This window comes from Rhodococcus jostii NBRC 16295 (assembly GCF_001894825.1).
Classification (GTDB): domain Bacteria; phylum Actinomycetota; class Actinomycetes; order Mycobacteriales; family Mycobacteriaceae; genus Rhodococcus_F; species Rhodococcus_F jostii.
In genome coordinates, this window is record NZ_BCWY01000128.1 from 1 (window position 1) to 20,335 (window position 20,335).

At 68.3% G+C, this 20,335-nt stretch carries 17 protein-coding genes; 11 read left to right on the forward strand and 6 right to left on the reverse strand.

All coding sequences use genetic code 11. The features are described from left to right. Positions 1–124: 124 nt before the first annotated feature. The 11 genes from RJ1_RS41020 to proB all read left to right on the forward strand — a co-directional run bounded on the left by RJ1_RS41020 (position 125) and on the right by proB (position 13,934). A complete protein-coding gene (locus RJ1_RS41020; protein WP_073369628.1) occupies positions 125–1,285 on the forward strand; it encodes a CdaR family transcriptional regulator in 1,161 nt (386 codons plus the stop codon). Positions 1,286–1,423: 138 nt separating this feature from the next. After that, positions 1,424–1,576, forward strand: a complete 153-nt coding sequence (locus RJ1_RS48455; RefSeq protein WP_240319739.1) for a hypothetical protein — start codon at positions 1,424–1,426, stop codon at positions 1,574–1,576. 54 nt (positions 1,577–1,630) lie between these two features. Next, on the forward strand, positions 1,631–4,339 hold the full coding sequence (locus RJ1_RS41030; protein WP_073369630.1) for a valine--tRNA ligase: 2,709 nt from the start codon (positions 1,631–1,633) through the stop codon (positions 4,337–4,339). Continuing rightward, positions 4,336–5,763 carry a bifunctional tetrahydrofolate synthase/dihydrofolate synthase gene (gene folC / locus RJ1_RS41035; RefSeq protein WP_073369633.1) on the forward strand — a complete coding sequence of 476 codons (1,428 nt, stop codon included), beginning with the start codon at positions 4,336–4,338 and terminating at the stop codon, positions 5,761–5,763. Before RJ1_RS41030 ends, folC begins: the two co-directional genes overlap by 4 nt. Next, positions 5,760–6,170 (forward strand): DUF4233 domain-containing protein, encoded by a 411-nt coding sequence (locus RJ1_RS41040; protein ID WP_073369635.1) that lies wholly within the window; start codon positions 5,760–5,762, stop codon positions 6,168–6,170. Before folC ends, RJ1_RS41040 begins: the two co-directional genes overlap by 4 nt. Before the next feature lie 18 nt (positions 6,171–6,188). Further along, on the forward strand, positions 6,189–6,608 hold the full coding sequence (gene ndk, locus RJ1_RS41045; protein ID WP_073369637.1) for a nucleoside-diphosphate kinase: 420 nt from the start codon (positions 6,189–6,191) through the stop codon (positions 6,606–6,608). Positions 6,609–7,051: 443 nt separating this feature from the next. Beyond that, a complete protein-coding gene (locus RJ1_RS41050; protein ID WP_073369638.1) occupies positions 7,052–10,414 on the forward strand; it encodes a translation initiation factor IF-2 N-terminal domain-containing protein in 3,363 nt (1,120 codons plus the stop codon). A gap of 206 nt (positions 10,415–10,620) precedes the next feature. Further along, positions 10,621–10,932: a 50S ribosomal protein L21 gene (gene rplU / locus RJ1_RS41055; protein WP_005248081.1), complete on the forward strand. Its 312-nt coding sequence runs from the start codon at positions 10,621–10,623 to the stop codon at positions 10,930–10,932. Positions 10,933–10,970: 38 nt separating this feature from the next. Next, positions 10,971–11,234, forward strand: coding sequence for a 50S ribosomal protein L27 (gene rpmA / locus RJ1_RS41060; RefSeq protein ID WP_005248077.1), 264 nt, complete (start codon positions 10,971–10,973; stop codon positions 11,232–11,234). A gap of 142 nt (positions 11,235–11,376) precedes the next feature. Beyond that, positions 11,377–12,837 (forward strand): GTPase ObgE, encoded by a 1,461-nt coding sequence (obgE, locus tag RJ1_RS41065; protein WP_073369640.1) that lies wholly within the window; start codon positions 11,377–11,379, stop codon positions 12,835–12,837. Then, positions 12,834–13,934 (forward strand): glutamate 5-kinase, encoded by a 1,101-nt coding sequence (gene proB / locus RJ1_RS41070; RefSeq protein ID WP_073369641.1) that lies wholly within the window; start codon positions 12,834–12,836, stop codon positions 13,932–13,934. Before obgE ends, proB begins: the two co-directional genes overlap by 4 nt. Positions 13,935–13,937: 3 nt before the next feature. Here proB and RJ1_RS41075 read toward each other — a convergent pair whose 3' ends face one another. From RJ1_RS41075 to RJ1_RS41095, 6 genes are all read right to left on the reverse strand, one after another. Then, positions 13,938–14,765: an NAD-dependent protein deacetylase gene (locus RJ1_RS41075; protein WP_073369643.1), complete on the reverse strand. Its 828-nt coding sequence runs from the start codon at positions 14,763–14,765 to the stop codon at positions 13,938–13,940. 21 nt (positions 14,766–14,786) lie between these two features. Continuing rightward, positions 14,787–15,722: a D-isomer specific 2-hydroxyacid dehydrogenase family protein gene (locus RJ1_RS41080; RefSeq protein WP_073369645.1), complete on the reverse strand. Its 936-nt coding sequence runs from the start codon at positions 15,720–15,722 to the stop codon at positions 14,787–14,789. Positions 15,723–15,732: 10 nt separating this feature from the next. Next, positions 15,733–16,131 carry an ectoine synthase gene (locus RJ1_RS41085; protein WP_073369647.1) on the reverse strand — a complete coding sequence of 133 codons (399 nt, stop codon included), beginning with the start codon at positions 16,129–16,131 and terminating at the stop codon, positions 15,733–15,735. A 19-nt stretch (positions 16,132–16,150) separates the two neighbouring features. Next, entirely contained in the window at positions 16,151–17,413 is a 1,263-nt protein-coding gene (gene ectB, locus RJ1_RS41090; protein WP_074872869.1) for a diaminobutyrate--2-oxoglutarate transaminase, read from the reverse strand. A gap of 27 nt (positions 17,414–17,440) precedes the next feature. Continuing rightward, the gene (gene ectA / locus RJ1_RS46445) at positions 17,441–17,953 is read right to left on the reverse strand and encodes a diaminobutyrate acetyltransferase (RefSeq protein ID WP_074872866.1); all 513 of its coding nucleotides are present in this window, start codon (positions 17,951–17,953) and stop codon (positions 17,441–17,443) included. Between the two features lie 151 nt (positions 17,954–18,104). Continuing rightward, positions 18,105–20,204, reverse strand: coding sequence for a RecQ family ATP-dependent DNA helicase (locus tag RJ1_RS41095; RefSeq protein ID WP_073369650.1), 2,100 nt, complete (start codon positions 20,202–20,204; stop codon positions 18,105–18,107). Between the last annotated feature and the right edge of the window lie 131 nt (positions 20,205–20,335).

Genomic DNA, 20,335 nt, shown 5'->3' on the forward strand with positions numbered 1-20,335 from the left:
TTGGGATGAGCCCATCGTAGGAACGGTGTGTGACCGCAGTCACTAGGCAAGGTGCCCGGAGATTACACTGAATTCGGCCATCTATTGTGCGAGATGCACAGTCATTCAGGAATGAGGGGCGCGAATGCTGAGTGAGGCTCTGGCGCAACAGATCGCGAACGAAATCACCGATGTCATCGGGTTCAACGTGCTCATCACCGACGCGTCCGGCACGGTGGTCGGCAGCGGCGACGAACGTCGCATCGGCCAGTTCCACGAGGCGTCGATCGAGGTGATCCGAGCGCGGCGGATGATCGCGCACTCGGCCGCGGACGTCCGCGACCTCGTCGGCAGCCTGCCCGGCGTCACCATCCCGCTCGTCATCGACGGCGAGGTCGTCGGGACGATCGGACTGTCCGGCTCTCCGGAGCAGGTCGAACAATTCGGACTGGTGGTCAAGAGACAGACCGAGATCCTGATGCAGGAGGCGTCGCGGATCGGTACCCGGCTCACCTACGAGCGGGCCGCGGAAGAGTTGCTCCGCGACATCTGCGACTGGCATCGCTCCACGTTCACCGAGGCTCAGATCGTCCGGAGGGCAACGGGTCTGGGGTACGACCTGCGGATCCCCCGGGCGATGGTGTTGATCAGCTACGACCGGAAGGTCGACGACGCTGCCGTGGCGGGGCAACCCGCCTCCCACACGGTTCTGCACGCGGTGCAGACCGTCTTCGATTCGGTGAGCGACCTCGTCGCACCGCTCGCCCGACAGCTCGTCGCGGTCACCACGGCGGTCTCCGCGAACACTCCGGCGGCGGATGCGACGCTGACGGACCGGTGCCGGAATTGCGTGTCTGTGGTCGGCGAACAGGGGTGGGACACCCGGGTGGGAATCGGTTCGATCGCGCACGGGGTCGGACAGCTCAACCTCTCCTCCCAGGACGCGTACGACGCGCTTCGGCTCGGCTCCGTTCTCGACCCGCGCGGTCACGTCTACGACATCGACCGGTTCCGGCTCCATCAGGCCATCTCGGTGATTCCCGCGGAAACCCGGGACAGGCTGTCGCGGGCCGCGCTCGGGGCGTTGACCGCCGACGACGACTGGCCGCAGCTGCAGGACACACTGATCGCTTGGGGGGAGTGCGGGTTCAACTCCAGCCGGGCCGCGAAGCGGCTGCACGTCCACCGCAACACCCTCGCCAACCGCCTCGACAAGATCGCCCGGCTCCTCGGTCGCCCGCTGGACGAGTCGGGGCTCGGGATGACGCTCTACATCGCCTGCGTGGTGGCGGAGCGCGCCGGCTGAGTCCGCTGCAGGGTGGTGTGGGAACCCCATCGGCGTGGCGTCGTCGTGTCGCCGCCGATCGGCGGCGGTTTCGATGCATACTCGACACTCTCGAGTGGTTGCCGCAATTGGATGCGGCAGACGAACCGGAGGAAACCCGTGAACGAGCACCACGTGCAGCTCTTCTCCGAGCTGCACAGCACCGCAGGATCCCAGGCGGCCGGCGAGGACGCCGGCGATTCGCTGCGTCCTGTCGACCAGGAGCATCGCACCGCGACCGAGGTGCACCGCGCGCTGTTCAGCGACCAGTAGGGGCGGTCCGGTAGCCGCGTCGTCGGCTCCTCGGCCGTTCATTAGACTCGACGGGTGACCAGTGCAGCTCCAGAAGATCCCCAGAACCGTGCCGATGCCCTCCCGAAGAGCTGGGAACCCAGCTCCGTCGAGGCCGATCTGTATCAGGGCTGGGTAGACGCCGGTTACTTCCGCGCGGACCCCCACAGCGCCAAGCCGGGCTACTCCATCGTGCTGCCGCCACCCAACGTGACCGGCAGCCTGCACATGGGTCACGCTCTCGATCACACGTTGATGGACGCCCTGAGCCGCCGCAAGCGGATGCAGGGCTACGAGGTGCTGTGGCTGCCAGGCATGGATCACGCCGGCATCGCGACGCAGACCGTCGTCGAGAAGCAGCTCGCGGTCGACGGCAAGACGAAGGAAGACTTCGGCCGCGAACTGTTCATCGACAAGGTGTGGGACTGGAAGCGCGAGTCGGGTGGCACCATCGGCGGCCAGATGCGCCGCATCGGTGACAGCGTCGACTGGAGCCGCGACCGCTTCACCATGGACGACGGGCTCTCCCGCGCCGTCCAGACCATCTTCAAGCGCATGTACGACGACGGTCTGATCTACCGCGCCGAGCGCCTCGTCAACTGGTCGCCCGTGCTGCAGACCGCGATCTCCGACATCGAGGTGAAATTCGAGGACGTCGAGGGCGAACTGGTCTCGCTGCGGTACGGCTCCCTGAACGACGACGAACCGCACGTCGTGGTCGCCACCACCCGTGTCGAGACGATGCTCGGCGATACCGCGGTGGCCGTCCACCCCGACGACGAGCGCTACAAGCACCTGATCGGGACGACGCTCGAGCACCCCTTCACCGGCCGAGACATCCCGATCGTCGCGGACGAGTACGTCGATCCCGAGTTCGGCACCGGCGCCGTCAAGATTACTCCGGCGCACGACCCCAACGACTTCGAGATGGGTCTGCGGCACAACCTGCCGATGCCGACCATCATGGACAAGACCGGCAAGATCGCCGACACGGGAACGCAATTCGACGGACTCGACCGCTTCGAGGCGCGGGTCAAGGTGCGTGAGGCGCTCGCCGAGCAGGGTCGCGTGGTCGCGGAGAAGCGCCCCTACCTGCACAGCGTCGGACACTCCGAGCGCACCGGTGAGTCCATCGAACCGCGCCTGTCGCTGCAGTGGTGGGTGAAGGTCGAGTCCCTGGCTAAGGCTGCGGGTGACGCGGTACGCAACGGTGACACCGTCATCCACCCGGCCAGCCAGGAACCGCGCTGGTTCGCCTGGGTCGACGACATGCACGACTGGTGCATTTCCCGTCAGCTGTGGTGGGGCCACCGGATCCCGATCTGGTACGGCCCCGACGGTGAGGTCGCGTGCTTCGGACCGGACGAGACCGCCCCCGAGGGCTGGGTGCAGGATCCCGACGTCCTCGACACCTGGTTCTCCTCCGGGTTGTGGCCGTTCTCGACGATGGGCTGGCCCGACAAGACGCCCGAGCTCGAGAAGTTCTATCCCACCAGTGTTCTCGTCACCGGCTACGACATCCTGTTCTTCTGGGTGGCGCGGATGATGATGTTCGGCACCTACGTGTCGGAGGACGACGCCATCACGGGGCGGGGCGAGCGAAGCGACGGGGAGTTCAGCGAAGGCAAGTCCGGACCGCAGATGCCGTTCGAGGACGTCTTCCTGCACGGGCTCGTCCGCGACCAGTTCGGCAAGAAGATGTCGAAGTCGCGGGGCAACGGCATCGACCCGCTCGACTGGGTCGACCGCTTCGGCGCCGACGCCCTCCGCTTCACGCTCGCCCGCGGCGCGAACCCCGGCAGCGACCTGTCCGTCGGCGAGGACCACGCGCAGTCCTCGCGGAACTTCGCGACCAAGCTGTTCAACGCCACCAAGTTCGCGCTGATGAACGGGGCCGCGCCGGCAACCCTGCCCGAACGGGGAGACCTGACCGACGCGGACCGATGGATTCTGGACCGCCTCGAGCAGGTGCGCGGTGAGGTCGACGCCGCGTTCGACCGTTACGAGTTCAGCAAGGCGTGCGAGGCGCTGTTCCACTTCGCGTGGGACGAGGTCTGCGACTGGTACCTCGAACTGGCCAAGGTGCAGTTCGCCGGGAACGAGACCGTCGCGGCGAACACGAGGACCGTGCTCGGCAACGTCCTCGACGCCCTGCTGCGCCTGCTCCACCCGGTGATCCCGTTCGTCACGGAAACCCTGTGGAAGGTGCTCACCGGCGGTGAGTCCGTCGTGGTGGCGGAATGGCCGCAGTCGAGCGGCGCCGCAGCGGATTCGGTTGCGGCCCAGCGCATCGAGGACATGCAGCGGCTGGTGACGGAGGTGCGCCGCTTCCGCAGCGATCAGGGTCTGAAGCCCTCGCAGCGCGTCCCCGCGCGGGTCGGCGGGATCGCCGAGGCCGATCTGGACACCCAGCTCGCCGCCGTCACGTCGCTGGCGCGGCTGACGGACCCGGAGGAGGGATTCACCGTGTCCGCCTCGGTGGAGGTACGGCTGAGCAAGGCGACCGTCACGGTCGACCTCGACACGTCCGGCAACGTCGATCTCGGCGCCGAGAAGGCGCGGCTGGAGAAGGACCTCGCGGCGGCGCAGAAAGAACTCGCCGGGACCACCGCGAAACTCTCCAACGAGGCGTTCCTGGCGAAGGCCCCGGACGCGGTCAAGGAGAAGATCCGGACGCGTCAGCAGATCGCGACCGAAGAAATCGAACGCATCACCAAGCGATTGAAGGAGCTGGAAGGCGCGTGACCTCGCCCGACTTCACGCCGGAGGAAGTCAGCCCCGTCGACCTCGCCGAGTTGACGCTCGTCGAGGCCGAACTCGACAAGCGGTGGCCCGAGACGAAGATCGAGCCGTCGCTGAGCCGGATCGCGGCGCTGATGGACATCCTCGGGTCCCCGCAGCACGGCTACCCGGCGATCCACGTCACCGGCACGAACGGCAAGACGTCGGTGACACGGATGATCGACGCGCTGCTCACCGCGCTGCACCGGCGCACGGGTCGCACCACCAGCCCGCACCTGCAGCTCGCCACCGAGCGGATCAGCCTCGACGGACGCCCGGTGTCGCCGCGCCGCTACGTCGACACGTACCGGGAGATCGAGCCGTACGTCCAGATGATCGACCAGCAGTCGCAGGCGGCAGGCGGCCCGGCGATGAGCAAGTTCGAGGTGCTCACCGCGATGGCGTACGCCGCGTTCGCGGAGGCGCCCGTCGACGTCGCCGTGGTCGAGGTGGGCCTCGGCGGGCGTTGGGACGCAACGAATGTCATCGACGGCGAGATCGCGGTGATCACCCCGATCAGCCTCGATCACGCGGAGTATCTCGGCGACGACCTCGCGGGGATCGCAGAAGAGAAGGCCGGCATCATCAAGAAGGGGCGTGAGGGCGCTCTGGTGCCGCGCGACGCCGTCGCGATCCTCGCCGAGCAGACCCCGGAAGTGATGGACGTACTGCTGCGCCGAGCCGTCGAGGTCGATGCCGCGGTCGCGCGGGAAGGCTCCGAGTTCACGGTGCTCGCCCGGCAGATCGCCGTCGGGGGCCAGCAGTTGGAACTCCAGGGGCTCGGCGGTGTGTACACCGACATCTTCCTGCCCCTCCACGGAGAACATCAGGCGCGCAACGCTTCTCTCGCCCTCGCCGCCGTCGAAGCGTTCTTCGGCGCGGGTCCGGAGCGGCAACTCGACCAGGACGCGATCCGGGAGGCATTCGCCTCGGTCGTCAATCCGGGACGACTGGAACGGGTGCGCAGCGCCCCGACCGTCTTCATCGACGCCGCCCACAACCCGGACGGGGCCCGGGCGCTCGCCGCCGCGCTGACCGCCGAGTTCGACTTCCGCAAACTCGTCGGTGTCGTGAGCGTGATGGGGGACAAGGACGTCGACGGCATCCTGTCGGCGCTGGAGCCCGTGTTCGACGAACTCGTGGTGACGCACAACGGTTCCCCGCGGGCCATGGACGTCGACGACCTCGCCAACCTCGCCGTCGCGAAGTTCGGCGACGAACGCGTGGTGGTGGCGCCGACCCTCGCCGACGCGCTGGAAACGGCCATCGGGCTGGCCGAAGAGGTCGCGGAGCCCGGTGAAGCAGTCTCGGGGGCAGGTGTCGTGGTCACCGGATCCGTGGTGACAGCCGGTGCGGCCCGGACCCTCTTCGGAAAGGACCCAGCGTGAGCGAGTCAGACTCGAATGCCTCGGAACCGGAGTTCGGGCCGCCGGCCAAGGATCCCTGGAAGGGGTTCCGCGGAGTGGTGGCCGGGTCCCTGATCCTGGAAGCAATCGTGGTGCTTCTCGCCCTGCCGGTCGTCGCGACCGTCGGCGGCGGACTGACCTGGTGGTCGGGGACGTACCTCGTGGGGCTGGCGGTGCTCATGATCCTCGGCGCGGGCCTGCAGGGCCGCCCCTGGGCGATGAAATACAACCTGTTGTTGCAGGTGGGGCTCCTGCTCGGCTTCTTCGTCCACGTGTCGATCGGCTCCGTCGGAGTCGTCTTCGCCATTCTGTGGGGCTACCTTCTCTACTTCCGCCGGAATGTCCGTCAGCGAATGGAGCGGGGCCTGCTGCCGGGGCAGCGGGGCTGACCATTTAGGCTGTCCGCCGTGACTGAGCGCACCCTTGTCCTGATCAAGCCCGACGCCGTTGCCCGCGGATATGTAGGAGAAATCCTCGGTCGTATCGAGCGGAAGGGTCTGACGATCTCCGCGCTCGACCTGCGCACCGCTCCCGGCGACATCGCAGCGGCCCACTACGCCGAGCACGAAGGCCGCCCGTTCTACCCCGGTCTGCTCGAGTTCATCACGGGCGGTCCGCTCGTCGCGGCAGTGCTCGAAGGCCCTCGGGCCATCGCGGCGTTCCGCCAGCTCGCCGGCGGCACCGACCCGGTCGAGAAGGCCGTTCCGGGCACGATCCGCGGCGATTTCGGGCTCGAAGCCCAGGAGAACCTGGTTCACGGCTCCGACTCCGTCGAGTCGGCAGAGCGCGAGATCGCTCTCTGGTTCCCCCACCTCGCCGGTAACTGACCTCCTCTTCACCAACCGACCGTGCCCTCCGGGCCGGCGGCGCATCACGTGCGGAACTTGTTCCAGACGGATAGGTGCGCCGCTGGCGCGGACTGTGGCAGACGTGTGGGATACTGAGGGTGGTCGGACCGCAATTTGAGCACCACGTGGCTTCGACCGGATGACACCACGGCTCGATGCCCTTCATCGCTGCCCCTGCGTCAACAGGAAATACCTGGACGTACCGGCACGCTGGATGATCAGGCGCTCGCGCCGTGGATGACGGCCATCCGCAAGGCACCACATGGGTGTGCAGTGAAAACGGACACTGTATGCGCGTGTGGAGCGAGACCAGACAATCTCGCGCTCACACCTGGGGCGCGAGTACACACACTGCGCCCTCGCGTGGCCGCGTGACACTCCCAGACACGGGAGTGGACGCGCCCGGGGGCTGAGGAGATTACGTGGCCGATCAAGCGCCGCCCACAAATTCAGAGCCGAACGATACGGCCACCGCCGGGAGTGCGGTTCCCGATCTTCCGGAGAAGATGCGCGTTCACGCCCTCGCCAAGTTGCTGGGCGTCACGAGCAAGCAGGTTCTCGCCGAGGCAGCGGCCCTCGGAATCGAACTGCGCAGTGCGCAGTCGAGCCTGCAACGAGACATCGCGCAGCGTATTCACGCAACTCTCTCACCTGCGGAGACTGCTCCCGTCGAGGCACCGGTCACGGCCGGGGCAGCAGCGGAAACCCCCGTCGCCGAGGCGGCCGTCGAGGTGGCTCCGGAGCCGATCGTCGCCGCAGACGTGGAGGAAGCGGCCGCCGAGCAGGCCGCGGCTCCGGAGATTCCTGCTCAGGAGGCTCCCGCCGAGGAAGTTCCGGCCCCGGCCGAGGAGGCCGCACCCGCCGAGCCCGATCTGGGACGTGACCTGTTCACCACCGCGTCCTACCAGGTCGAAGCGCCGGCTGCCGAGCCTGCCGCCGAGACCCCTCCCTCCGCCGCCCAGGTCCCGCTGTTCCTGCAGCCCGACCTCGCGGCGGTCGAGACCCCGCCGCGTCGCCGGCGCAGTCGCCGGGACGCCGGGACGCCGGAACCCACCACCGAGCAGCCGCCCGTCGCCGAAAAGCATGACGAGGTCGCCGAGCCCGCGAAGGCCACGGACACCGGCGCGGCCGACACCGAGTCGGACGAGTCCGACGTCGACGGCGATCAGCCGCGCCGTCGTCGCCGGGGCCGCCGCGGCCGCGGTCGTGGACGCGGCGAGCAGCCCAACGAGCAGGACACCGACACCGACACCGACACCGAGCCCGCAGGTGCCGAGGCGGAGGAGTCCGCGCGGGAGGAGAAGGCCGCCGACAAGCCCAGCCGCGAGGCCGAGGACAAGTCGAAGAAGGACTCCGACGAGAAGCCCGCGGCCGCCGAGCAGGCGGAATCCGACCAGTCCGAAGACGAAGAGACCGGTGAAGGTGACTCCGACGGTTCGAGCCGTCGTCGCCGTCGTCGCCGTCGTCGCAAGTCCGGTGGCGAGGGTCCGGGCGAGACCACGTCCGAGGACGATCCGCCGAACACCGTCGTGCACGAGCGCGAACCGCGCAACAAGAGCCGCTCGAAGGACGAGGTCCAGGGCATCACCGGGTCGACCCGGCTCGAGGCGAAGCGTCAGCGTCGCCGCGACGGTCGCGACGCAGGCCGCCGCCGTCCGCCGATCCTGACGGAGTCGGAGTTCCTGGCCCGCCGCGAGGCCGTCGACCGCGTGATGGTCGTCCGCGACCGCATCGCCACCGGGCAGCCGCACGCGACGACGCAGGTCGCGGTCCTCGAGGACGGTGTCCTCGTCGAACACTTCGTGACCACGTCGGCGTCGGCGTCGATGGTCGGCAACGTCTACCTCGGACGCGTCCAGAACGTGCTGCCCAGCATGGAAGCGGCGTTCATCGACATCGGCCGCGGACGCAACGGCGTGCTGTACGCCGGTGAGGTCAACTGGGAGGCCGCCGGGCTCGGTGGCAACTCCCGCAAGATCGAGCAGGCCCTCAAGCCGGGCGACCAGGTGCTGGTCCAGGTCAGCAAGGATCCGGTCGGACACAAGGGTGCCCGGCTGACCACGCAGATCAGCCTCGCGGGCCGCTTCCTCGTGTACGTGCCCGGCGGGACGTCCACCGGGATCAGCCGCAAACTGCCCGACACCGAGCGCAAACGCCTCAAGGACATCCTGCGCGACATCGTGCCCGCCGACGCCGGTGTCATCATCCGGACGGCGTCGGAGGGTGTGAGCGAAGAGGAACTCGCCCGCGACGTGAAGCGCCTGCAGGAACAGTGGGCCGAGATCGAGGCGCAGGCGGCGAAGGCGGACTCCGGTAAGTCCGGGAACCCGCAGGCGCTGTACGAGGAGCCCGACCTTCTCGTGAAGGTCATCCGCGACCTGTTCAACGAGGACTTCTCCACGCTCGTCATCGAGGGTGAGAAGGCCTGGTCGACGGTCGAGTCGTACATCAAGTCCGTCGCCCCCGACCTCCTGCCGAGGCTCGAACAGCACACCTCGGACAACGGCGTCGACGTCTTCGAGGCGCACCGCATCGACGAGCAGCTGGCCAAGGCCCTCGATCGCAAGGTCTGGTTGCCGTCCGGCGGCACCCTCGTGATCGACCGCACCGAGGCGATGACCGTGGTCGATGTCAACACCGGCAAGTTCACCGGTGCCGGCGGAAACCTCGAGGAGACCGTCACCCGGAACAACCTCGAGGCAGCCGAGGAGATCGTGCGGCAGATGCGACTGCGCGACATCGGCGGCATGATCGTCGTCGACTTCATCGATATGGTGCTCGAGTCGAACCGCGATCTCGTGCTGCGACGCCTGACCGAGGCGCTGGGCCGGGACCGCACCCGCCACCAGGTGTCCGAGGTGACGTCGCTGGGCCTGGTCCAGATGACGCGGAAGAAGCTCGGCACCGGTCTGGTCGAGGCGTTCTCCACCACGTGTGAGCACTGCCACGGCCGGGGCATCATCGTCCACGCCGAGCCGATCGAGGTGAAGACCTCCGAGGACACCGGTTCGCGCGGGTCGTCCCGCGGCGGCGACTCCGGCGGCTCCCGCAAGAAGCGGGGACGCGACAAGTCGTCCGGCGGGGACACCTCGCAGCCGGCCGCGCACGAGGAGACGCCGACGGTGGACGCCACCGTCAAGCGGGCTCACCCGGTCGCTCTCGCGATGGCACACCACCATCACGAGGACGAGGCCGCGCACGCACACGCGGAGTCCGAGCCGGTCGCCGTTGCGCCCGAGCAGCCGGCCGCGCCGACGGTGGAGACGCCGGCGGCCGAGGTTCCCGGTATCGAAGAGGCTGTGGCCGAGGCCCCGGCAGCGGTGGCCGCGGAAGCCGTCGTGGCACCGGAGGCCGACGAGGCCGTCGCCGCGGAAACCGTCGTCGCCGAGGCCGTGGTGGAAGAGCCTGCGGCGGAGGAACCTGCGGTCGAGGAACGTGTGGCCGAGGAGGCCGTGATCGAGGCGGCTCCGGTCGCCGAGACCCCGGCACCCGTCGTGGAGCCCGAGCCGGAGCCTGTGGCCCCGACGCGGCGCCGGAGTCGTCGGGTGTCGAGGGCGGCGGCCGCGCCGGTGTCGGAAGCCCCGAGTGCAGGCACCGTGTTCGTGATGCCGACACCGGAGCACGGCGTGGAGCATGCACCGGAACCTGCCATGTCGGCGTCGACCGTGAGCGGACCTTCGGCGCCCTCGCCCGACGGCGCGGACTCTCAGGCAGCACCGCGGAAGCCGCGTCGCCGACGCGCCGCGGCCCGGCCCGCCGGCCCGCCGGTGGACGCCGACCACTGACAAGGGAGCTCGGGAAGGCAATCGACACCGGTTTGTACGGAACGGTTGCCTTCCTGTAACCTTGACCAGTCGCTACTCGGCGATGAAGGTCAGCTGTGCCCTCACGTGTGAAGGCTGCGCGACCTCGACCGAGCTAGCCGTCACACCAGACCAGTCGCGCACACTGTGGCGCGAGCAAGTTCGAAGAAGCAAGGGGTAGCCCTCCGATGGCAACGTACGCGATCGTCAAGACCGGCGGAAAGCAGTACAAGGTCGCTGTTGGTGACCTCGTCAAGGTCGAGAAGATCGAGGGTGAGCCCGGCACTGCTGTCTCGCTTGCTCCCGTTCTCGTCGTCGACGGATCCGATCTGACGACCGACGCCGACAAGCTGGCCAAGATCTCGGTCACGGGTGAGGTCGTCGAGCACACCAAGGGCCCGAAGATCCGGATCCACAAGTTCAAGAACAAGACCGGCTACCACAAGCGTCAGGGCCACAGGCAGAAGCTGACGGTCCTCAAGGTCACCGGCATCAAGTAGCTAGTTAGAGCTGATTTCACCCGAGGAGGGTCAAGAACATGGCACATAAGAAGGGTGCATCCAGCTCCCGTAACGGTCGCGATTCCAATGCTCAGCGACTCGGCGTGAAGCGCTTCGGCGGCCAGTCCGTCAGCGCCGGCGAGATCCTGGTGCGACAGCGCGGAACCCACTTCCACCCCGGCGTCAACGTCGGCCGTGGCGGCGACGACACGCTCTTCGCGCTCTCTGCCGGTGCTGTCGAGTTCGGCACCAAGCGTGGACGCAAGACCGTGAACATCGTTCCGGCGGCGGCAGAGGCCTAGTCCTGCCGCGAGTATGCATCGTCCCGTAAGGGGCGTTTCAAGCTCCCAATAGGGGCGGACCTGGGTCGTGATACCCGGTCCGCCCCTATTGTTTGTTTCAGAGTGAGATCAACACAATTGACTGAGGAAGGATCCGGCAGTCATGTCCCGATTCATTGACCGCGTCGTGCTGCACGTCAGCGCCGGAAAAGGCGGCAATGGCTGCGCCTCCGTACACCGGGAGAAGTTCAAACCGCTCGGTGGCCCGGACGGCGGCAACGGCGGGCGTGGCGGTGACGTCGTACTCGAGGTGGACGGCAACGTCCACACCCTCCTCGACTTCCATTTCCATCCCCACGCGAAGGCCACCAACGGCAAGCAGGGGATGGGCAGCAACCGTGACGGCGCCCAGGGCGACGACCTGATCCTCAGGGTCCCCGACGGCACCGTCGTCCTCGACGGGGACGGCCGAATCCTCGCCGACCTCATCGGTGTCGGCACCCGCTTCGAGGCCGCCCAGGGCGGTCGCGGCGGGCTCGGCAACGCCGCCCTGTCCTCCAAGGCGCGCAAGGCGCCGGGCTTCGCGCTCCTCGGTGAGGACGGTGTGGAGCGGGAACTGGTCCTCGAACTGAAGTCGGTGGCCGATGTCGGGCTGGTCGGCTTCCCGTCGGCGGGCAAGTCCTCGCTCGTGTCGGTCCTCTCGGCTGCGAAGCCGAAGATCGCCGACTACCCGTTCACCACCCTCGTGCCGAACCTCGGTGTGGTCTCGAGCGGCGACACCACGTTCACGGTGGCCGACGTGCCCGGGCTGATCCCCGGCGCCAGCGACGGCCGCGGCCTGGGACTGGACTTCCTGCGCCACCTCGAGCGGTGCGCCGTCCTGGCCCACGTCGTGGACTGCGCGACCCTCGACCCCGGCCGCGACCCGATCTCCGACATCGATGCGCTCGAGGCGGAACTCGCCGCGTACAAGGGCGCACTGTCCGGGGACACCGGGCTCGGTGACCTCGCGGACCGCCCCCGCATCGTGATCCTGAACAAGGCGGACGTGCCGGAGGCAGCCGAATTGGCCGAGATGGTGACCCCCGACCTCGAGGCCCGTGGGTGGCCGATCTTCACGATCTCGGCGGTCAGCCGAGAGGGGTTGCGCCCGTTGACGTTCGCGCTCGCAAAACTGGTGGCGGACTACCGTGAGGCGAACCCGAAGGCCGAACCGAAGCGTCAGGTGATCCGCCCCGTGATCGCCAACGAGAACAGCTTCAGCGTCGTCGCCGATCCCGAGATCCCGGGTGGGTTCATCGTCCGCGGCACGCGGCCGGAGCGCTGGGTGCGGCAGACGCAGTTCGACAACGACGAGGCCGTGGGCTACCTCGCCGACCGCCTCGCGCGGCTCGGTGTGGAAACCGAACTCGTCAAGCAGGGTGCGGAGCCGGGCGCGTCCGTCACGATCGGCAACGTGAGCTTCGACTGGGAGCCCCAGACACCCGCCGGCGTCGACCTCACCCGCACCGGGCGCGGCACCGACCCGCGTCTGGATCAGGTCGAGCGCATCGGCGCGACCGAACGCAAGCACGCATCCAGGGTCCGTCGCGGTCTCGAAGGCCTCGACCCCGAAGACCAGTGAGCGCCACCCGGCGCACGATTGCGTCGGCGGGAAGCATTGTCGTGAAGATCGGATCGTCGGCGCTGACCAGCCTGGTCGGCGGCCTCGACGTCGGTCGGCTCGACGCGCTGGCCGACGCGATCGAGGCACGGATGCGTGCCGGTTCCGACGTGGTCGTCGTGTCCTCCGGAGCCGTGGGAGCGGGTCTGGCCCCGCTGGGGCTGACCAAGCGGCCACGGGATCTGGCGACCAAGCAGGCCGCCGCGAGCGTGGGCCAGCTGGCCCTGGCCCACGCGTGGGGCACCTCCTTCGCGCGGTACGGGCGCACGGTCGGGCAGGTGCTCCTCACCGCCGACGACATCGCCCGCCGCGCGCAGCACCGCAACGCGCAACGCACCCTCGACCGGCTGCGCGCACTGCACGCCGTCGCGATCGTCAACGAGAACGACACGGTTGCCACGGCGGAGCTGCGCTTCGGGGACAACGACCGGCTCGCGGCGCTCGTCGCGCACCTGGTCGGCGCCGACGCACTGGTCCTGTTGTCGGACGTCGACGGGCTGTACGACGGCGACCCCCGCAAGGGCAACGCGACGCTGATTCCCGAGGTGAACAGCCCCGAGGATCTCGACGGGGTGATCGCGGGCTCGGGCGGCGCCCTCGGTACCGGCGGGATGGCGTCCAAGTTGTCGGCGGCGCGTCTCGCGGCCGATGCCGGGGTACCCGTGCTGCTCGCCGCCGCCTCCGACGCCGGCACCGCGTTACGGGATGCCGGGGTGGGGACAGCGTTCGCGGCCCGGCCGTCCCGGTTGTCGGCGCGTAAGTTCTGGGTGCGCCACGCCGCCGACGAGCAGGGAATCCTGCACATCGACGAGGGCGCCGTCCGTGCCGTCGTCACCAAGCGCCGGTCGTTGCTGCCCGCCGGCATCACCGCGGTGTCGGGGCGGTTCTACGGCGGCGACGTCGTGTCACTCCTCGGCCCCGAGGAACGTCCCGTGGCCAGGGGAGTGGTGGCCTACGACTCGGCCGAGATCAGCGACATCCTGGGCAAGTCGACCCAGGAACTGCCCGCCGAGATGCAGCGCCCCGTGGTCCACGCGGACGACCTGGTACCGCTCTAGCGGTCAATCGGGCAGTGCGGACGACGCGTCGAGCAGCGCGGTGAGTGCCTCCGAGCAGCCGGCGTGGACGGTGAGCGTCGCGAACTCGTCGCCGCGCGTCGTCCCCCGGTTGACGATGGCGATGGGGATGCCGCGTTTCGCGGCGCGCCGGACGAACCGCAGTCCCGACATCACGGTGAGCGACGAACCGGCGACCAGGAGTGCCTCGGCCTCGTCGACCACGTCGTAGGCGGCCGCGACCCTCGGTTTCGGCACGGATTCGCCGAAGTACACGATGTCGGGTTTGAGCAATCCACCGCAGGCCGCGCAGTCGACCATACGGAAGTGCTCGGTGCTGGTGATCACCGCGTCGGCGTCCGGTGCGATCTCCACTCCCTGTGCGGCAGCGACGGTTTCGGCGAAGCCGGGGTTCGCGCGCTCGAGCCGGTCGGCGAGCGTCGCACGTGAGATCAGGGCGTCGCAGTCGAGGCACCGGACCTGGGCATAGGTGCCGTGCAGGTCGATCACCCGGCGAGTGCCGGCCTTCGTGTGCAGGAGGTCGACGTTCTGCGTGATGACCGCGCCTGCGACGCCGGCCCGTTCCAGGCCCGCCAGGGCACGGTGGCCGGTGTTCGGGCGTGCGGCGTCCATGTGCCGCCACCCGATGTGGTTCCGCGCCCAGTAGTGGCGGCGGAAATCGGGGTCACCGGTGAACTGCTGGAACGTCATGGGATTGCGCGGCGGCGAATCCGGACCCCGGTAGTCGGGGATGCCGGAGTCGGTCGAGATGCCGGCGCCGGTGAGCACACACAGCCGCCGGCCGCCGAGTACGTCGATCAGTCGGTCGAACACGCACTCCAGGGTAGCGAAAGCTCAGTACCCGACGACAGGATCGATCAGCGCGGTGAGATTCTCGCCGGCGACGAAGCGGGTGACGTTCAGCGCCACGTGCTCGGCAAACGCCGGCGGACGGACCGACGGCGGGTTGGAATCGTGCGGCGTGATGATCACGTTGGGCAGGTCCCACAGCGGATGGCCGTCGGGCAAGGGTTCAGGATCGGTGACGTCGAGCCCAGCCCCGCCGATGGTCTTGTCCCGCAGCGCTTTCACCAGAGCATTGGTGTGAATGAGGGAGCCGCGTGCCACGTTGATCACCCACGCGGTCGGTTTCATCTGGGCGAACTCCGCCGCCCCGACGAGATGGTGCGTGGCGTCGGTGGCGGGCGCCCCGATCACGAAGTGGTCCGCCCGGGCCCAGACCTCGCCGAGACGGGTGGTGGGAAGTGTTTCGATCGCGCCCGGGACGGGGCTGCCGGAACGGTTGACCGCGATGACGTCCGCCCCGACACCCGCGAGCATCGGGATCAGGGCCCGGCCGATGCCGCCGGCACCCACGATTGCGACGGTGGTGCCGCGCAGGGTCCCGATCTTCGGGTAGAACTCCTGCTGTCGCCACGTCTTCGCCTCGAGATGCTCGGGCAGTGCCCGCACCCCGGCAAGCAGCAGAGTCAGTGCGTGCTCGGCGACGGTGGCGGCGAAGGCCCCGGCCGCCGACGTCCACCGGACCGTGGTGTCGGGCCTGATCACCTTCGCGGCGAACCACTCCTCGACGCCCGCGGAGTTCAGCTGCACCCAGCGGATGTTCTCGGGCAGTGGGTCCGGGAACCCGATCGGGTCCGCAGTCCAGACCAGGGCGTCGGCGGACTCGAGGGGCGCCACACGGGCACCGCCCCGGCGCACCGCATCCTCGAGGAGCGGGTCCGGGGCGGGTCCGATGGCTATAGCTGGAACAGCAGCGTCGTCGGCCATGTGGTCGAACTTACGCGGGAACCTCGACCAACGGGTAGACACCGTTCTCGTCGTGGACCTCACGCCCGGTGACGGGCGGGTTGAACACGCACAGCATGCGCATCTCGGTGTCGGGCTCCACGCGATGACGCTCGTGACCGTTGAGCAGGTACATCGAACCGGGGCCGAGCTCGTAGACCTTGTCGTTGTCGAGGTCGATCAACTTGCCGGTTCCCTCGACGAGCCAGACGGCTTCGACGTGGTTGGCGTAGTGGAACTCGTTGACCGAGCCCGCTTTGATCGTGGTCTCGTGGAACGAGAAGCCCACTTTGTCGCCGCCGAGGATGATGCGCTTGCTTCGCCAGTTGCCGTCCTCGCTGGTGATGTCGCGGTCGGTGTCGGTGATTTCTGCGGTGGTGCGAACGATCATGTGAGTGTCAGTCCTCTCTCTAGCTGCAAACCTTGCCGGTGGCGTCGGCGAGAATGGCGAGTCCGTGGTTCAGTTCCTCGTCGGTGATGGTCAGCGCCGGCAGGAGCTTGACCACCTCGTCGGACGGGCCTGAGGTCTCCGCGAGGAGTCCCTCGTCGAACGCGAGTTTGCACACCTTGCCCGCGTTCTCCGGCTCGTCGAACACGAGACCCTGGACGAGTCCGCGGCCGCGGGTCGAGAGGGAGCCCTCGAACTGGTTCGCCAGCTCGGTGAACGCCTGGTGGATCTTGTCGCCCTTGGCCAGCGTCGACTTGTGGAGGGTGTCGTCGGACCAGTAGTGGTCGAGGGCCACCTTCGACGTGACGAACGACGGGTTGTTGCCGCGGAACGTGCCGTTGTGCTCGCCCGGGCCCCACACGTCGAGCTCACGCTTGAACAGCGTCAGCGCCATCGGGAGGCCGTAGCCGCCGATCGACTTCGACAGGCACACGATATCCGGGGTGATGCCGGCGATCTCGAACGAGAAGAACGGGCCGGTGCGTCCGCAACCCATCTGGACGTCGTCGACGATGAGCAGGATCTCGCGCTCGGCGCACAGGTCCGCGAGGGCGCGCAGCCACTCGGGGCGGGCGACGTTGACGCCGCCCTCACCCTGCACGGTTTCGACGATCACGGCGGCCGGACGGTTCAAGCCACTGCCCGAGTCGTCGAGCACGCGGCGGAACCACTGGAAGTCCTCGGTGACTCCGTCGAAGTAGTTGTCGAACGGCATCGGGGTGGCATGCACCAGCGGGATTCCGGCGCCGGCGCGCTTCATCGAGTTACCGGTGACCGACAGGGCGCCGAGCGTCATGCCGTGAAAAGCGTTGGTGAAGTTGATGATCGACGAACGACCGGTGACCTTGCGGGCCAATTTCAGCGCGGCCTCGACGGTGTTGGTGCCGGTAGGTCCGGGGAACTGGACCTTGTAGTCGAGACCTCGCGGTTTCAGGATCTTGTCCTGGAAGGTCTCGAGCAGGTCGCGTTTCGCCACGGTCGACATGTCGAGACCGTGCGTGATGCCGTCGCCGACGATGTAGTCGACGAGCGCCGACTTCAGGACGGGGTTGTTGTGGCCGTAGTTCAGCGAACCGGCGCCGGCGAAGAAATCGAGGTAGTCGCGGCCGTTCTCGTCGCGGATCCACGAACCGGACGCCGACTCGAAGACGGCGGGCCAGCCGCGGCTGTAGCTGCGAACCTCGGACTCGAGGCTCTCGAAGATGTTCGTATCGAAATTAGTCATGTTGCTGCATTCCTCCGGGGCATGCTCTTAGCCGATCGTGTACAGATCTTCGGCTTCGTGTCCATCGGGAAAATCGTTAGGGGAGAACAGTTCTTGCTTGTCGATCGCCGTATCGCGGCGACGCGCCAATGCGGTGAACAGCGCGATCGACGCCTCGTTGTCGGGGCTGATCGTCGTCTCGAGATGGGTAATGCCTTCGGGTGCAAGTCGATCGAGCAGTGCGCTCAGCATGCGACCTGCAATTCCCTTGCCGCGCTGGTCTGCGTCTACGGCAACTTGCCAGACGAACAGCGTCGCTGGGGATTCGGGGCGGATGAACCCCGTGACGAACCCCACGACACGCTCGTCGACGACTGCGACGACCGACGAGCGGCTGAAATCTCTACACCACAACAGGTATGCGTAGCTCGAATTGAGATCGAGCACTTCCGTGTTCCTGGCGATCTCCCAGAGCCGGACTCCGTCAGTGATCTCTGGACTTCTGAACAACACCGCGTCCGGCGCGGTGGTCGGGATGGCACTCTTCTGAACAGGCGTCATTGGAAATTCGAACCTAACAACCATCCCCTTCGATTTCACGTGCCTCGCGAAATTGGACAGTTCAGGCGGCGGAGCTTTGCAGGTGAGACGTGCAAAGTGATGCTCATCACATTATGTAACTTTTGGGTGAACCGCAAGCGACACACTTCGCCTATTTGAGACTCGCGAGCGCGAAGGGGAGAACGGACGTGGCACCCGCCGCGAGGACGGTCCTGGCGGCCATCGTGAGGGTCCAGCCGGTGTCCGTGAGGGTGTCGACGAGCAATACCGGTCCGGCGCCGTCGGGAATGCCGGGGGCCTCCCAGGCGTCGACGAGCCCGGCCACCCGGTAGGCCGAGTTGGCCGCGGACACCGGCGGATGCTCCGGGCGCAGCCGCAGAACTCCCAGGTCGGTGAGGCGTCCGACGGCGGCGAGCTGCCCCGCGATCGACGCCGACAGGAGCGGGTGGGTGGCGGATTCGACCGCCATGACGGCGGTGGGCCGCTCGGCCCAGTCCCAGGACGCCAGTACCTGGATGCAGGCCTTCAGGACGGCGTCGGGGGCGGGTCCGTCCGGTTCGTCGAGCAGGGAACGGAGCCGCTGGCCCCAGCCCAGGTCGGACAGCCGGCCCAGGACGCGGCCGGGTTCGGGGCCGTCCGTGATCTTCCCGGACAGCTTCACGCCGAGCTTCGCGAGTCCCGTGGGCCACTGTTTACGGGGCGCGAGATCCACGCCTGGCCGCTCGAGGCGCGATCTGGTCTGTTGCACCGCCTCTGCGTCCACGGTCGCGTCGTGGTGCTCTCCGGTGCAGTTGTCGCACCGTCCGCACTCGGAGGTGCTCGCCGTCAGACCCGGATCGTCGAGCTGCTCGCGTAGGAACGCCATCCTGCACGTGGTGATCCGCTGATAGTCGATCATCGCCTGCTGCTCGGACTCGCGGGCCCGTTCGAGGCGCTCGTAGCGGTCGGCGTCGTACGTCCAGGGCTCCCCGGTGCCCACCCAGCCGCCGCGCACCCGGCGCACGGCACCGTCGACGTCGAGGACCTTCAACACCATCTCCAACCGGGTGCGGCCCAGCTCCACCAGCGGCTCGAGAGCCTGCGTGGACTGTGGCCGGTCGGTGTCGAGGACCTCGATCACCCGGCGCACCACGTGCTCGCGGGGAAACGCCACGGACGCGAAATAGCTCCAGATCTGTTTGTCCTCGGATCCCGGCAGCAGGATCACCTCGGCGCGGTCGGTGGACCGCCCCGCGCGCCCGACCTGCTGGTAGTAGGAGATGGGGGACGACGGTGCACCGAGGTGCACGACGAACCCGAGGTCGGGCTTGTCGAACCCCATCCCGAGCGCGGACGTGGCCACGAGGGCCTTGACCCGGTTGCCGAGCAGGTCCTGCTCGAGGCTCTCCCGCTCGGCGGCGTCGGTCTGCCCGGTATACGCGGCGACGGTATGGCCCTGCTCGGACAGCAGGCTCGCCAGATCCCGTGCCGCCGACACGGTGAGTGCGTAGATGATGCCCGAGCCGGGCAGGCTGTCGAGCTTCTGGGCGAGCCAGGCCGCGCGGGCGGTGGCCTCGGGAATCTGCACGACCGACAGGTGCAGCGATTCGCGTTCGAGGCCGCCGCGGAGGACGAGGGTTTCGCCGCCACCCACCCCGAGCTGGGTGGAGACGTCCGCGACGACGCGGTCGTTGGCGGTGGCGGTGGTCGCCAGCACGGGGATGCCCTCACCGAGCTCGGCGATCAACGTGCGGATCCGCCGATAGTCGGGGCGGAAGTCGTGCCCCCAGTCCGACACGCAGTGCGCCTCGTCGACCACGACGAGTCCGGCGTCGGCGGCGAGGGAGGGGAGGACCTGGTCGCGGAAGTCGGGGTTGTTGAGGCGTTCGGGGCTGACCAGCAGAACGTCGAGTTCGTTCTCGGCGACCCGGGCGTGGATCTCGTCCCACTCGGTGACGTTGCCCGAGTTGATGGTGGCGGCGCGCACCCCGGCCCGCTCGGCCGACGCCACCTGGTTCCGCATGAGAGCCAGGAGCGGCGACACGATCACCGTCGGACCGTGCCCGTGCGCGCGCAGGAGCTTCGCGGCGATGAAGTAGACAGCAGACTTGCCCCAGCCCGTCCGCTGGACGACCAGCGCCCGTCTGCGGCCCACCACGAGAGCCTCGATCGCCGTCCACTGGTCGTCGCGGAGGGTGGCGTGCTCGCCTGCCAGTTCGCGGAGCAGCCGTTCGGCCTCGTCACGGAGTGCGGGTGCGGTGGCGGTGGTCATGCCCCCATGGTGCACGACAGCGGTGACATGGAGGAGGTGGGCGGCGGCGGGGGCTCGCTCAGCCGGGCAGGGCCGCCTCGATCTCGGCGACGGTGGGCGACGACGTGGAGGCGCCGCGGCGCGTGGCCGCG